The 14,066-nt window shown below is 65.3% G+C and carries 16 protein-coding genes and 1 riboswitch; of the genes, 7 read left to right on the top strand and 9 right to left on the bottom strand.

Annotated elements, in window-relative coordinates:
* Positions 1-97: 97 nt before the first annotated feature.
* Entirely contained in the window at positions 98-508 is a 411-nt protein-coding gene (locus J2R80_RS42660; RefSeq protein ID WP_057016658.1) for a thioesterase family protein, read from the top strand.
* A gap of 123 nt (positions 509-631) precedes the next feature.
* On the opposite strand, the gene proC is transcribed toward J2R80_RS42660, so the two are convergent.
* Both proC and J2R80_RS42650 read right to left on the bottom strand, forming a co-directional pair.
* Positions 632-1,462: a pyrroline-5-carboxylate reductase gene (gene proC / locus J2R80_RS42655; protein WP_076825528.1), complete on the bottom strand. Its 831-nt coding sequence runs from the start codon at positions 1,460-1,462 to the stop codon at positions 632-634.
* Positions 1,463-1,641: 179 nt separating this feature from the next.
* On the bottom strand, positions 1,642-2,142 hold the full coding sequence (locus J2R80_RS42650; RefSeq protein WP_016844492.1) for a YbjN domain-containing protein: 501 nt from the start codon (positions 2,140-2,142) through the stop codon (positions 1,642-1,644).
* Positions 2,143-2,583: 441 nt separating this feature from the next.
* A riboswitch (FMN riboswitch) is annotated at positions 2,584-2,737 on the top strand.
* 78 nt (positions 2,738-2,815) lie between these two features.
* On the opposite strand from J2R80_RS42650, the gene J2R80_RS42645 reads away from it, so the two are divergent.
* The 3 genes from J2R80_RS42645 (at position 2,816) to J2R80_RS42635 (ending at position 5,382) form a co-directional block, all read left to right on the top strand.
* Entirely contained in the window at positions 2,816-3,397 is a 582-nt protein-coding gene (locus J2R80_RS42645) for a 6,7-dimethyl-8-ribityllumazine synthase (protein WP_057016614.1), read from the top strand.
* 104 nt (positions 3,398-3,501) lie between these two features.
* Positions 3,502-4,308, top strand: a complete 807-nt coding sequence (locus J2R80_RS42640; protein ID WP_253640919.1) for an SDR family NAD(P)-dependent oxidoreductase — start codon at positions 3,502-3,504, stop codon at positions 4,306-4,308.
* Between the two features lie 117 nt (positions 4,309-4,425).
* Entirely contained in the window at positions 4,426-5,382 is a 957-nt protein-coding gene (locus J2R80_RS42635) for a DDE-type integrase/transposase/recombinase (RefSeq protein ID WP_141342031.1), read from the top strand.
* Positions 5,383-5,482: 100 nt separating this feature from the next.
* On the opposite strand, the gene J2R80_RS42630 is transcribed toward J2R80_RS42635, so the two are convergent.
* From J2R80_RS42630 to J2R80_RS42600, 7 genes are all read right to left on the bottom strand, one after another.
* Positions 5,483-6,436, bottom strand: coding sequence for a ribose-phosphate pyrophosphokinase (locus J2R80_RS42630; protein WP_028344316.1), 954 nt, complete (start codon positions 6,434-6,436; stop codon positions 5,483-5,485).
* 179 nt (positions 6,437-6,615) lie between these two features.
* A complete protein-coding gene (locus J2R80_RS42625; RefSeq protein WP_076825524.1) occupies positions 6,616-7,236 on the bottom strand; it encodes a hypothetical protein in 621 nt (206 codons plus the stop codon).
* 102 nt (positions 7,237-7,338) lie between these two features.
* The gene (locus J2R80_RS42620; protein ID WP_076825522.1) at positions 7,339-8,271 is read right to left on the bottom strand and encodes a MerR family transcriptional regulator; all 933 of its coding nucleotides are present in this window, start codon (positions 8,269-8,271) and stop codon (positions 7,339-7,341) included.
* Positions 8,272-8,407: 136 nt separating this feature from the next.
* On the bottom strand, positions 8,408-9,175 hold the full coding sequence (gene pgeF / locus J2R80_RS42615) for a peptidoglycan editing factor PgeF (RefSeq protein WP_076825521.1): 768 nt from the start codon (positions 9,173-9,175) through the stop codon (positions 8,408-8,410).
* Positions 9,172-10,230 carry a class I SAM-dependent methyltransferase gene (locus tag J2R80_RS42610; RefSeq protein ID WP_076825587.1) on the bottom strand — a complete coding sequence of 353 codons (1,059 nt, stop codon included), beginning with the start codon at positions 10,228-10,230 and terminating at the stop codon, positions 9,172-9,174. The genes pgeF and J2R80_RS42610 overlap by 4 nt, the downstream gene beginning before the upstream one ends.
* Positions 10,231-10,329: 99 nt before the next feature.
* Complete coding sequence (lgt, locus tag J2R80_RS42605; RefSeq protein ID WP_057016609.1) at positions 10,330-11,172, bottom strand: prolipoprotein diacylglyceryl transferase; 843 nt, start codon at positions 11,170-11,172, stop codon at positions 10,330-10,332.
* A 15-nt stretch (positions 11,173-11,187) separates the two neighbouring features.
* Complete coding sequence (locus J2R80_RS42600; protein ID WP_057016608.1) at positions 11,188-11,922, bottom strand: dienelactone hydrolase family protein; 735 nt, start codon at positions 11,920-11,922, stop codon at positions 11,188-11,190.
* A gap of 177 nt (positions 11,923-12,099) precedes the next feature.
* Here J2R80_RS42600 and J2R80_RS42595 point away from each other — a divergent pair, with 177 nt between their 5' ends.
* From J2R80_RS42595 to pth, 3 genes are all read left to right on the top strand, one after another.
* Entirely contained in the window at positions 12,100-12,360 is a 261-nt protein-coding gene (locus J2R80_RS42595) for an accessory factor UbiK family protein (RefSeq protein WP_028333099.1), read from the top strand.
* Positions 12,361-12,633: 273 nt separating this feature from the next.
* Positions 12,634-13,356, top strand: coding sequence for a 50S ribosomal protein L25/general stress protein Ctc (locus J2R80_RS42590; RefSeq protein WP_141340935.1), 723 nt, complete (start codon positions 12,634-12,636; stop codon positions 13,354-13,356).
* Positions 13,357-13,411: 55 nt separating this feature from the next.
* Positions 13,412-14,026: an aminoacyl-tRNA hydrolase gene (pth, locus tag J2R80_RS42585; RefSeq protein WP_076825517.1), complete on the top strand. Its 615-nt coding sequence runs from the start codon at positions 13,412-13,414 to the stop codon at positions 14,024-14,026.
* Positions 14,027-14,066: the final 40 nt, after the last annotated feature.

Genomic DNA, 14,066 nt, shown 5'->3' with positions numbered 1-14,066 from the left:
CCCGGGGCGCGCATTAGCGCGAGCCGGGGATCTCGATCAAAATCTCCAGATTCCGGGTTCACGCTTCGCGTGCCCCGGAATGACGAGCAAGGCATCCATGGACGCACGCGACTTCATCAGGATCGGCATGAGCGCCGAGCGCATGCTCGTGGTGCCGCCGGAGCGCACCGTCGGGCATTTCGTGCCGGGCATGCCGATGGTCTATGCGACGCCGATGATGATCCTCGAAATGGAGATGGCGTCGGGCGATGCCATTCGCGCCGCGCTGCAGCCCGGCTGGGTCACGGTCGGGACCGAGGTCGATATCCGCCATCTCGCCGCCGCGCTGGTCGGCGCCACCGTGCGGACGACCTCAAAAGTGATCGCGGTCGAGCGCCGCGTGATCCGCTTCGAGGTCGAGGCCTTTGAGGGCACGCGCAAGCTCGGCGAAGGCCGCCACGCCCGCGGTCTGATCAATGTCGAAAGCTTCAACAAGCGGCTGGCCGGGACGTCGGGTTCGGCGCAGTAGGCGGCCTGTGTCGTTGGTCCGGCGAACTCGTCATGCGCGGGCCTGACCCGCGCATCCATCAAGGAAGAAAGCGTCCTTGTTCGATGGATTGCCGGGTCAAGCCCGGCAATGACGGTGCATGCGCTACTTCGCCAATTCCCTTGAGCGCCTTGCCGCGGCGGCAATCGCGCGGGTCATCAGTGGCTGCATGCCGTCATTGGCCATCAGCACCTCGAGCGCCGCGGCGGTGGTGCCGCCGGGCGAGGTGACGTTCTGCCGCAGGGTCGCCGACGGCAGATCCGAGCGATGCAGCAACTCGCCGGAGCCGGCGACGGTCGCCCGCGCCAGCGTGGTCGCAAGCTGCTCGGGCAGGCCGGCCGCAACGCCGGCGCGCGCCAGCTCCTCGGCGAGCAGGAACACATAGGCAGGGCCCGAGCCGGAGACCGCGGTCACCGCGTCCATCAGGTTCTCATCGTCGACCCATTCGACGAGCCCGGTCGCTTTCAGCAACGCATCGGTCATCGCGCGCTGCGCGGCGGTGACGTGCTTCGACGGTACAGCGACGGTGATGCCGCGGCCGATCGCCGCCGGCGTGTTCGGCATCGCGCGCACCACCGCGCCGCCGACAACCTCTTCCAGCGCTGACATGGTCGTGCCGGCCATGATCGAGACGACGAGTGTCGAGGGACCGACGAAGGATTTCAGTGCGGCGCCGGCGTCGCGGAACGATTGCGGCTTCACCGCGACGACAAGCGTGTCGACCGTGCCGAGATCCTTCGCCTGCGGATTGAGCCGCACGCCCTTTGCGGCAAGCGCGGAAATCTCCGGCGAGAGATGCGGGTCGATCACCGCGACGCGCTCGGGTGCAAGGCCCTGCGCGAGCCAGCCGGTCAGCATGGCGCCGCCCATCTTGCCCGCGCCCGCGAGCGCGATGGTGCCGGAAGTATTCGTCAGTGCGCTGCTGGATGTGCTCACAGGTGACTCCGCAAACTCTCACGTCGTCCCGGCGAAGGCCGGGACCCATAACCACAGGCGGTTCTAGTGAGGCACGCGATCAGCCACAAGCAGTTTGCTTAAGCCCAGGGGCCGCGGAGTATGGGTCCCGGCCTTCGCCGGGACGACGCCGAGCGTGTGGGAGCGCTGGAGCGAAATCCTTACGCCTCGCCCTCGGTATCGAACATCGCCGCGGCCATCGCCTCGGCGGTCGACTTGCCGGCCCACACCACGAACTGGAACGCCGGGTAGTAGCGCTCGCAGGCGTGGATCGCGTTGACCACCATGGCCTCGCACTGCGCGGTGGAGGCGGTGAGGCCGCCGGGCAGCACCAGCGCCTGACGATGCATCACCATGCCGGTGTGGGTCCACAGATCGAAATGGCCGACCCACAATTGTTCGTTGATCGCAGCGACCAGCCGCTGCACCTCGGCGCGGCGCGCCTGCGGCATCTTCATGTCGAAGGCGCAGGCGAGATGCAGCGCCTCGATCTCGCCCATCCAGGTGAACGAGAGCTGATAATCGATCCAGTCTCCCTTGGAGACGATCGTCACCTCGTCTTCGCCGGAACGCTCGAACGCCCAGTTGTTGTCGGTGGCGATATCTTCGACCACCGCAAGCGGGTTATTCCGGGAATCGATAATGCTTTCGAGGAGGGACATGCCGTCTCGGACCTTGTTCTTATGATCGCTTGATACGCACACGGAAGCCGGCACTTGCGACATACTGCGTCGTGGCCGAGTGCAGTTCCTGATGCGGGCTTCCGGATGCCCCTGGACCTGACGCCGATGAAGTGATGTGATTTGCGGAATCCGCGCAACCGCACGCCGAGTCCGTCCACAGCCAAAGCGCGCATCGTCCACAGCTGATCTCCGCCACATCTGTGATTTTGAGAACAAATCGGAATCTAAGCGTTCGCGTAACGCTTTGTTAACCATTTGCCGGCGCTTCGCCGCGCCCGTGAATCAGCCGTCGGGCCCTCGCATCAACCTTGCAGAGCCGCAACGCGCTCATGGGGACATGCCGTTTCCCCATGCCAAAGGCCTTGCCCGGCTGTCGCGCTTTGGTCATATTTCGTCTCAGGCACGTCCATCCCGGGCGTGCCGAGTTCTCAGGGCGGGGTGAAAATCCCCACCGGCGGTAAGGGTGATGAGCCCAAGCCCGCGAGCGCCTTCCTCCGCGAAGCCGGGAGAAGGGTCAGCAGATTCGGTGCAATTCCGAAGCCGACGGTTACAGTCCGGATGAAAGAGAACGGTTGCGGCAGCCAACGCGATTTTCGCGTGGGCTCGTGTCGTTGTCCGTGTGCCCTGATTCTGGTCCTGAAAGAGGAAAGCCATGAATCAGATGTTGCAAGACCAAGACGTTCAAGCTTCTCAAGTCCAAACCCCCCAGGCAGAAAGCGCTCCCGATACGCCGGCCATTCCGCCGACGCCGGAGCATCCGCACTTCGCAAAGCCGCAGCGTGTTGCCTTCGTACAGTCGTCCTGGCATCGGGACGTGGTGGAAGAGTGCCGCATCTCCTTCCTGAAGGAGATCGAGGCGAGGCACATCACCAATGTCGATGTGTTCGAGGTGCCGGGCTCGTTCGAGATCCCGCTGCATGCCCAGCTGCTGGCGAAGACCCGCCGCTACACCGCGATCGTCGCGGCCGGGCTCGTCGTCGATGGCGGCATCTACCGCCACGAATTCGTCGCCGACACCGTGATCAAGGCGTTGATGGATGTGCAATTGCGCACCGAGGTGCCGGTGTTCTCGGCGGTGCTGACGCCGCAGCAATTCCACGAGACCGAGGTGCATTACGAGTTCTTCCGCAAGCACTTCGTCATCAAGGGGATCGAGGTCGCGGAAGCCTGCGCCAACACGCTGCTCAGCCTCGAGCGTCTGCGCGGCCAGGTCGCGGCGGGGATTCCCGGCTAGCATCGGCGGAAAAGCGATTCCGGCATGCGTGCCGGGATCGCTCTCGCCCGCGGCGCGTTCGGTTATGCTTGCGGCATAAAACCAAAACGCGCGGGAGGCGCCCCATGACCGAACAACATTCCTCCGACTGGCTCGGCCTGTCGGGCCGCGTTGCCGTCGTCACCGGCGGAGGCGGCGGTATCGGCCGCGCTACCGCGGTCAGTTTCGCGCGGGCCGGCGCCAGGGTCGCCGCGCTCGATCGCGACGAGCGCTCCCTCGCGGAGACCAAGGCAAAGCTTGGCGAGTTCGGCGACGGTCATCTCGTCGCGACCTGCGACACGACCAGCGAGGACAATGTCGCGGCAGCCGCCGACGCCGTCGCGCGCACGCTCGGCGCTTGCGACATCCTCGTCAACACCGCGGCGGTGCTGCGCCCGGGCGGGCTCGACACGCTGCCGCTCGCGGAGTGGAATGCGGTGCTGGCGGTCAATCTCACCGGCTATTTCATCTGCGCCCAGGCGTTCGGCCACCAGATGCGCAAGGCCGGACGCGGCAGCCTCATCCACGTCGCCTCGATCGCTGCCAGCAATGCGCAGGGGCAGAGCGGCGCCTACAGCGTCAGCAAGGCCGCGGTCGTCATGCTCTCGCAGCAACTCGCCGCCGAATGGGGGCCGCATGGCATCCGCAGCAATGTGGTGAGCCCCGGCCTTGTCGTGACGCCGATGAGCCAGGCCTTCTACGACACGCCAGGGGTCACCGAGCGGCGCACCGTCGTGGTGCCGATGCGCCGGATCGGCGCACCGCAGGACATGGCGGACGCGACCCTGTTCCTAGCCAGCGACCGCTCGTCATACGTCAATGGTGAGGAGATCATCGTCGATGGCGGCTATGCGCGGACGCTGATGAGCCACGTTCCACGGCCGGGGTTCTAACGCGTCTGGCGCCACATACTTGGTGTCGTCCCTGCGAAGGTGTTTGGTCCCTGCAGATTGGTTGGATGGAATCGGTGTAGAACGAGGCGTGGCCTTTGTTAGGGAGCGCCTCGTGTCATGGAACTGAGCTTGCACGCGAACGCCACGACGACGCCGAAGACGCGTGCCTACATCCAGCGCAGCAGGAAGTCGGTCGCCCAATTGGCGGCCGAGCTGGGGGTCAGCGAGACCACAATCTATCGCTGGCGCGGTCGCAGCACGGTCGAGGATCGCTCGCATCGGCCGAAGCACCTCACGACCAGCCTGTCCGCCCTTGAGGAACGGGCAGTGTGTGAGCTGCGGACATCGCTCCAATTGCCGCTGGACGACATCGTCGAGGTGATGCGGCGATGCATCAACGCCAAGCTGTCCCGTAGTGCGATCCACCGCTGCCTGCAGCGCAATGGCATCAGCCGGCTTGCCAAGCCTGACAAGCCCAAAGCCGGCGTCTTCGAGAATGCCAGTATCGGCTTCATCCATATCGACGTGAAGTATCTGCCGGCACTGCAGCGCCGCACCAGCTATGCCTTTGTCGCCATCGACCGCGCCACCCGCTACGTCTTCGTCGAGGTCCATTCCAGGCGGGACGGAGCGACCGCGACCGGTTTCCTTAAGCGCTTCCTGGCTGATTTTCCGCACCAGGTTCACACTATCCTCACCGACAACGGTGCCGAGTTCACCGACCGCTTCGCCGTCGACAAGAAGAACAAACCGGTCGGGAAGCCTTCCGGCGACCACCCCTTTGATCGGCTCTGCCGACAGTGCGGCATCCAGCATCGCCTGACCAAGCCCTACCATCCGCAGACCAACGGCCTCGTCGAACGCTTCAACCGGCGCATCGCCGAAGCCATTGGCCGCGAAACACAAACGGGGCAGCGCGCGCCGTACCTTTGTCAACCACGCCGACCGCGACACCTTCATCGCCAAGTTCGTCCACGACTACAATCGGACCCGCCTCAAATGCCTCGGCTACCTGGCGCCAATCCAGGCCCTCGCCAATCACACGGGACCGAACACGAAAGCAGGGACCCATAACCACGAATGTTTGTTGTCACGAAAGCTGGGGCCACAGTGGCTCTCCACAATGGAGGCCTGTGGTTATGGGTCCCGGCTTTCGCCGGGACGACAGTGGGGCTTAATCGAACAGGCTGGAAACCGACTCTTCCGCCGCGGTGCGGCCGATCGCTTCGGCAATCAGTCCGGCGATCGAGATCTGGCGGATGTTCGGTGCCTTGTTGACGGCTTCCGTCGGCAGGATCGAGTCGGTGATGACCAGTTCCTTCAGACGCGACGAGGCGATGCGCGCGGCGGCGCCGCCGGACAGCACGCCGTGGGTGATGTAGGCCGAGACTTCCTTGGCGCCGTGCGCGATCAGCGCCTCGGCCGCATTCACCAGAGTGCCGCCGGAATCGACGATGTCGTCGACCAGGATGCAGTTGTAGCCGGCGACGTCGCCGATCACGTTCATCACCTCGGACTCGCCGGGGCGCTCGCGGCGCTTGTCGACGATGGCGAGCGGGGTGTTGATGCGCTTGGCGAGGCCGCGGGCACGCGCCACGCCGCCGACGTCGGGCGACACCACCATCACCTTGGCGAGGTCGAACTTTTCTTTGATGTCGCGCACCATCAGGGGCGCCGCGAACAGGTTGTCGGTCGGGATGTCGAAGAAGCCCTGGATCTGGCCGGCATGCAGGTCGAGCGTCATGACGCGGTCGACGCCGGCGTGCGAGATCAGGTTGGCGACCAGCTTGGCCGAGATCGGCGTACGCGAGCCGGACCTGCGATCCTGCCTGGCATAACCGAAATAGGGCACCACCGCGGTGATGCGGCGCGCCGAGGAGCGGCGCAGCGCGTCGGTGATGATCAACAGTTCCATCAGATTGTCGTTGGCCGGAAACGACGTCGACTGCAGGATGAACATGTCCGAGCCGCGGACGTTCTCCTGGATCTCGACGAAGATCTCCATGTCGGCGAAGCGCCGGACCACGGCCTTGGTCAGTTCGATGCCAAGTCCCTTGGCGATGTCCTGCGCCAGCGCAGGATTGGAGTTGCCGGCGACGAGTTTGATTGATCCGTTCTTTGCCGACATCGATGCTTCCCCCCGCGCCTTGCTGGATACGACGTTCAGCATCTCAAGTCCTTACAGAACCGGCGGGTTTTCGGTGCGCGAGGGAATATCAGGCAGGCGCATCCGATGGCAACCCATTAGCCGGGCTTGGCCGCCGTTTTCCTGGGCAAAAAACGCATTTCCCCGGGCGATAACGGGGTTTAGTCGGCGGAATAGCCGAGCGCCACGGTCTCGGGCGCGGCGGCGGCCGGGGCGCTTGCCACCGTGGGCCCGCGGAGGTCCGGTGCCGGGGCGGGCGCGGGGCCGTCCGCCGGGCCGCCATTGATCATGCCGGACAGGCCGCTGAGGCCGGCCTGGGCGATCTTGCGCAGCACCAGGTCGTCGGCGGCGGCCCACGCGTCGCGGCCGGCCTTGCCGGCGGGCTCCTCGCCGGAGAGCCGCAGCGCGCGTTGCTGGTTGCTGTCGTAGACGTCCCACACCCACGCGATCATGGTGCGGCCGCGCACCACCTGAGCCGACAGATAGCTGCGCACGCGATAGGCGGCAGCGCCCTGGCGCGACACGATCGACAGGCTGCGCAGCTTGGACTCGCTGTCGAGCACGCCGACCATGCGGTCGAACACCTGGGGCGGCGGGCCGTCGATCGATTCGAACGCAACCGTTGCGCCGCTGCTTGCCGGCGTGGCCATGGCGTAGGAATCGGCCACGTTGCCGCCGGCCGCGCAGCCGCCAAGCGCGCACGCGATCGCGAGCCACGAGCATGCGATCGCGGCACGCACGGCTGTCCCAGTTTGAAACTGGCGGTTCGACGCTTCCCTCATTGCGTCCTGCGATATCGTTAAAACGGCTTAACGTCTAGGGCAGGACGGCCACAGCACTTAACCGATCCGGGCGGCGCGCCGCGAGGTTTCGGATTTCCCTGCTCAGTCAGAGAGATGGTGCCGCATGGCTGCAGTGATCCAGGCCCATTCGCGGTTCGGGCTCGCGTCCGGCGATTGCCCGCGCATGATGGCGACGAGCTCCCAATAGCGCGCCGCACGGGCGTCGTGCAGGGCATATTTGCCGCGGATCCAGTTGCGGAATTCCAGATCAGGTTTTCGCTTCAGCAATCGCGCCGATGTTTCCAGCCAGTCGCGGGCCAGCGCCTGGCCCACCTCCGACGTCGGGCCGAGGTCGGTCGCGATAATCTCCTTGGCTCTCGCCAGCACGGTTTCGTTGGCCGCTTGCCAGGCGGTGAGATCCAGCACGTGGTGATTCCAGACGTCCTCCGCGTTGGCGCGGATGTTGGCGACGAGGGAAGGGTCGTTGAGCATCTCCGAAAGCTCGATCCAGGCATCGCACTGCTCGGGCGTCGGCTCGTCGGGCAATTCGGGCACGCTGGTCTCGATCATCTGCCGGATCCATTTCCGGTCGATGTTGATACCGTCGGACACCTTCTCGAAAAAGCGTTCGACGACGTTGCGGCGCTCGGCGCGGGACAGCTGCGTCATGGTCAAAAATCTCCTCAAGTCTGCTTCGGTGAGTTGCGGTGAACGCAACGCAGCCCGCAGGGCCGAGGCGACGCGGCGCTGTGCCGCGATCTCCGCTTCCAGCGTCTCGAGGCGAAGCTGCAGCGCCTCGACCAGCGAGAGTTCCTTGGTCAGGACCTCGCGGATAGCATCGAGACCGAGCCCCGCATCGCGCAGACAGCGGATCAGGTCGAGGCGAACCAGTTCGTCGTCGGTGAAGACGCGATAGCCGCTCGCGGTGCGGCCGGCCGGCGGCAGCACCCCCTGGTCCGAATAGAAGCGGAGCTTGCGGACGGAAATTCCGCTGAGCCGTGCCGCCTCGCCGATGCTGTAGGTGCGTTGTGTCATGCGCCGCTTGTCCGGTCTCCAGCAGGTGGAGAGTCAAGACGCTTGTCGCACAAAAATCGCCAGATTTTATCTTGACGCGTTTTCTTCACCGCGAACCGGTATCCACTTCGCGGGAAAACGCGTTGGATGCCCGGCGTCAGCCTTCCAGCGCGATGGCGTGAACGAGTCGGCCGTAATCGGCTTCCTTGCGGTGCACGGAGCGGCGGTAGCTGAAGCAGCGCTCGTCGGAATAGGTGTCGATGCCGAGATCGTCGATCATCAGCACGCCGGCATTTTCCAGCCGCATGCGGATGAAGCCGGCAAGATCGAACATCGCGTGTCCGTCGCGTTCGGCGGGCATGAAGAACATGCCGTTCTCCGCATCGGCCTCGATGAAGCGTTCGACGAATTCGTTGCCAACCTCGTAGGATTCCTTGCGGATCAGCGGGCCGATGGCGGCGACGATGCCGCCGCGCTCGGCGCCGAGCTTCTCCATCGCGTCGATGGTCGATTCCAGCACGCCGGTCAGCGCGCCCTTCCAGCCGGCATGCGCCGCGCCGATCACCCGCGCATTGGGATCGACGAACAGGATCGGGCCGCAGTCGGCCGTCGTGACCGATATCGCAAGGCCCTCGGTGCGGGTGACGAGCGCGTCCGCCTTCGGGCGCGCGGCGCCATTCCATGGACCGGTCACGGCCACGACGTCAGGCGAGTGAACCTGATGCACGCTGACGAGGTGATCGAGCGGCACGCCGAGCTGCGCCGCCATCCGCCGCCGGTTCTCCGCGACCTTGGCTGGATCGTCACGCGAGCCGAGCCCGCCATTCAGCGCGGCATAGATGCCCTCCGACACGCCGCCCTCGCGCGAGAAGAAGGCATGGCGCAGGCCCGGAATGGCCGACAGCAGCGGTGATCCCAATGTCATTGTTCGGTCTCGTCAGGCTGATCGCTCAATCCGGCGATCGAGGTGAGGCGCGGGTCGGAGATGGCCATGACCTTGAACATCGAGCCCATCCCGCCGCGCCCGGAATCGGTCAGGCGCTTCAGCGCACCGGCAACGTCGGCGGAGACTTCGGGGCTTGCCTTCGCCATCAGCCCGGCCGCACGGGCCTCGACGCCGAGACGCTTGAGGAAGTCACCCTGCGTCGCCGGTCCGTGGACGCGCGCGCCGACATCCTCGGCGGCCCGCGCCAGGGCCTGGAAATCGACATGCGCGGTCACGTCGGCCTGTCCGGGGTTCTTCAGCGGGTCGGCGAAGCTGTGGCGCGCGATCGCCTGGAAGGTGTCGCCGGCGTCGCTGCGCAGATGGCCGTAATCGATGATCAGCGCGGCGCCGTCCTGGTCGCGCAGCCGCGTGGCGAGCTTCATGATCTCGTTGTCGGGCCGCCATTCGAACACTGCCCCGAGTGGCGCGGCGCGCACCAGCGGCGGCAGCAGCACCTCGAAATGCGGTGTCGGCTCGGGCGCGGGCGCGAAATACAGGTTGCCATTGGCATCCATCCCGACCGTCCGCTCGTGCCAGCCGGTCTCGCGGCGGACCATCTGGTGGATCGGCAGCACGTCGAAATATTCGTTGGCGAGGATCACCGCCGGTCCCTCGGGCACGTCGTCGATGTTGTCGTGCCAGGTGATGTTGCGCACGCCCGTCAGCGTGGCGTACTGCTTCTCGCGCAGCACCGGGTTGACCTCGACGAGGTGGATGCTGAGCGACTGGTAGAGCGGCGGCAGCACGCGCAGCGCACGCAGCGCGTCGGACATCATGGTGCCGCGGCCGGGCCCGAGCTCGATCAGGCGGAACGTCTCCGGCGAGCCGATCGCGCGCCAGATCGAGGCGCTCCACAGCCCGAGCAGTTCGCCGAACATCTGGCTGACCTCGGGCGCCGTGGTGAAATCGCCCTCGCGGCCGAGCGGATCACGCGACAGATAGTAGCCGTACCGCGGATGCATCAGGCACAATTCCATGTAGCGCCAGACCGGCATCGGCCCGGACAGCTTGATCAGCTTCCTGATCTCATCCAGCAGCGGGGAGGGTTCGTTCACGGCCTTCCTTGGATTGCACTTGCTTTAGATTGAACTTGTTCAGGTTGAACTCGGTGCCGGACCGTTCGCCCTGCGGCGGACGGCGGCCGTGATGATGATAACGCCCACGATGATCATTGGCACCGACAGCAGCATGCCCATGGTTAGTCCGCCCCACAGGAATCCGAGTTGCGGGTCGGGCTCCCTGAAGTGCTCGCCGATGATTCGGGCAACGCCATAGATCGTGATGAAGCTGCCGAGGATCAGGCCGGGACGCTTGAGCGCACCCATCCGGATCATGATCGCCAGCGCCGCGAACAGCACGATGCCCTCGAGCCCGGCCTCGTAGAGCTGGCTCGGATGCCGCGGCAGCGGCCCGCCATTAGGGAAGATCATGGCCCAGGGCAGGCTCGGATCGGCGTGACGGCCCCATAATTCGCTGTTGATGAAATTGGCAAGCCGGCCGAGGAACAGCCCGATCGGCGCGACCGCGGTGGTGATGTCACCGAGCGACAGGATCGGGATGTTGTTGCGGCGGGCAAACAGCATCACCGCGGCGACGCAGCCGAGGAAGCCGCCGTGGAACGACATGCCGCCCTTCCACAATTCGAGGATTTCGGCCGGATGCGCGATGAAGAAGGGCAAATTGTAGAACAGCACATAGCCGGTGCGGCCGCCGACGATGATGCCGATGGTGACCCAGAGGATGAAATCGTCGAGCTGCGGCAGCGTGATCGGCGCCGGGCCGCCCCACAGCCGCTCCTTCTTGATCAGCGAGCGAGCGTAGATCCAGCCCAGCACGATGCCGACGATGTAGGCAAGCGCATACCAGCGGATCACGATCGGCCCGAGCGAGAGCGCGACGGGATTGAACACCGGAAAGTCGATCAGCAGGAACGGCATCGTGCGTCTTGAGGCTCAGCCCACGAGGTTGCGCCGGTAAAGCGCGAGGAGCCGCTCCCAATGGCGTTCGGCGGCGTCGCGGTCATAGACCGGACGCTTGGGGAACGCAAAGCCGTGATGCGTGCCGGGATAGATCTCGACCTCGTTGTTCGATCCCTTCATGCCGGCCTTCACCTGCTCGATGATGTCCTGTGGCGCGTAGATATCGGTCTCGGCGCAGGCGAAATAGAGTTCGGCCTTTGTCTTTTGCGCGGCAAGATGCGGACTGTCGGGCTGGTCGGTCGCCAGATGCGTGCCGTAGACCGAGGCGGCGGCCTTCACGCGATCGCCGAAATGCGTCGCCGCGTTCACCGCATAGCGGCCGCTCATGCAATAGCCGACAGTGCCGATGATCCTGGTGTTGGCGGCCTTCTGCGTCTCGGCATAGGCGAGCAGGCCCTTGGTGTCTTCCATCACCAGCGGGATGTTGAGCGAGTGCATCAGCTCGAACATGCGCTTGCGCTCGGGCGATTCCGGATCGGGATTGATCGGGCCGAGCTCCATCACGCCGGCGCGGTAATACATATTGGGCAGCATCACATAATAGCCTGACGTGCCGAGCCGGCGCGCCATGTCGCGCAGCTCCTCGCGGATCGCCGGCGCGTCCATGTAGAAGATGACGACGGGGAAGGGGCCGCCGCGCTCGGGATGGGTGATGAAGGTGGTGGTCTTGCCGTCCTTGGTCGGGATCTCGACGGTCTGGTCGATCATGGCGTTTCTGCTCGCGTTATATGTGCGATTTCTGTTGTGAGTTCATACGATTGCAAGGAAACCGGAGCATGACAAGGCAAGCCTCGGGAGGCCTGCCATTCGCGGCGGACTTGAACCGGATGGCTGAGATCGCCATTGTCTTTGGCGCGAGGCAGTGAACGCGGAGAGTTTTGCGAAATGACCCAGACCAGCAACCGGTTTTTCGATGAGATCGGCCGTCTGATGAACGATGCCGCGGGCGCCGCCCAGGGCGTCAAGCGCGAGGTCGACACGGTCATGCGCAACCAGGCGGAACGGATCTTGCGCGACCTCGACGTGGTCAAGCGCGAGGAATTCGACGCGGTCAAGGACATGGCCCGCCTGGCGCGCGAGGAGAACGAGGCGCTGAAGGCGAGGATCGCGGCGCTGGAGGCCAAGCTCGGCGGTACGGTCGGCTGATACGGCCCGGAGCGCAGCCCCGTAGCGGATGGAGCGAAGCGCAATCCGGGGCCGGCCCGCGGAGGCAGTGGTCCCGGATTTCGCTTCGCTCCATCCGGGCTACGATCCTCGCTCGGTAACCCAAGAAAAATCCCTTCATTTCCTTGTCATTTCGGCCCTTTGGGGCTAAAAGCCCGCCACGTCCGCGGCCCCCGCACCCCTGGAGGCTTGCTGTGGACCTGAGCATGGGCCGCGCTGCGGCCTTTAACTTTTTAAATACAAGGACTTAACGCTATGGCGACCGTCAAGGAATTGAAGGCGACCGCGCGTCCGAAGAGCGGCAAGGGGGCCGCCCGGGCAGAGCGTCGCGCCGGGAGAGTTCCCGGAGTGATCTACGGAGACAACCAGCCCCCCGTCACCATCTCGGTCGACGACCGTGAACTGCGCCAGCGCATCCTGGCGGGCCGGTTCCTCACCACGCTGTTCGACATCGATCTCGAGGGCAAGAAGCATCGCGTGATTCCGCGCGACTACCACCTCGACCCGGTGAAGGACTTCCCGGTCCATGTCGACTTCATGCGGCTCGGCGAAGGCGCCACCATCCGCGTCAGCGTGCCGCTGCACGTCGTGAACGCCGAAACCGCCCCCGGCGTCAAGCGCGGCGGCACCGTGAACATCGTCACCCACGCGCTCGAGCTCGAATGCGCGGTCGACAACATTCCGCAATACATCGAAGCCGACGTCGGCAGCCTCGAGATCAGCCACTCGCTGCATCTCACCGACATCAAGCTGCCCAAGGGCGTGAAGTCGCTGACCCGCGAGGACGCGACCCTGGTCACCCTCGTGCCGCCGTCCGGCTACGCCGAAGAGCAGAAGGCCGCGGCTGCGGCTGCTGCCGGTGGCGCTGCTCCGGCCGCGGGTGCTGCAGCTCCGGCCGCTGCGGCGGTTCCGGCTGCGGGTGCTGCGGCTCCGGCCGCGGGTGCCAAGGCTCCCGCCGGTGGCGACAAGAAGAAGTAATCGATCAGGTCGGCGCGCGATCGTCTGATGGCGCGCCGACGCGGGATGCCGCGCCATGCGCCTCTTTGTCGGTCTCGGTAATCCCGGCGCGAAATACGCCAGCAACCGGCACAATATCGGTTTCCTGGCGGTCGATGAGATTGCACGGCGTCATGGTTTCGGACCATGGCGCCGTCGCTTTCAGGGCGAGACCTCCGAGGGCGTCGTCGATCGCGAGAAGGTCGTGCTGCTGAAGCCGACCACCTACATGAACGAGTCCGGGCGCGCGGTGCAGGAAGCGGCGAACTTCTTCAAGCTCGCGCCCTCCGACATCATCGTGTTCCAGGACGAGCTCGAACTGCCGCCCGCCAAGGTGCGGGTCAAGATCGGCGGCGGGATCGCCGGCCACAACGGCCTGCGCTCGATCTCCGCGCATATCGGCAACGAGTATCGGCGGGTGCGGCTCGGGATCGGTCATCCCGGCGTCAAGGAGCTCGTGCACAGCCACGTGCTGTCGGACTTCGCCAAGAGCGACCGGGCGTGGGTGGAGGCCTTGTGCCAGGCCGTCGCCGACAATGCCGGCCTGCTGGCTGCGGGGCACGACGCGTCGTTCGCCAACAAGGTGCATCTGACGATGCAGGCCAAAGGATTTTTCGACAAGGGTGAGAACGGCGGCGAGAAGCCGGCCTGATCTCCCTTTCGTCATCGGCACGAGCCCGCCATGACGAACC

This window comes from Bradyrhizobium sp. USDA 4541 (assembly GCF_024171085.1).
Taxonomy (GTDB): domain Bacteria; phylum Pseudomonadota; class Alphaproteobacteria; order Rhizobiales; family Xanthobacteraceae; genus Bradyrhizobium; species Bradyrhizobium australafricanum.
Note: the sequence above shows the minus strand (reverse complement) of the source record. Positions and strands in the feature narration are given on the sequence as shown.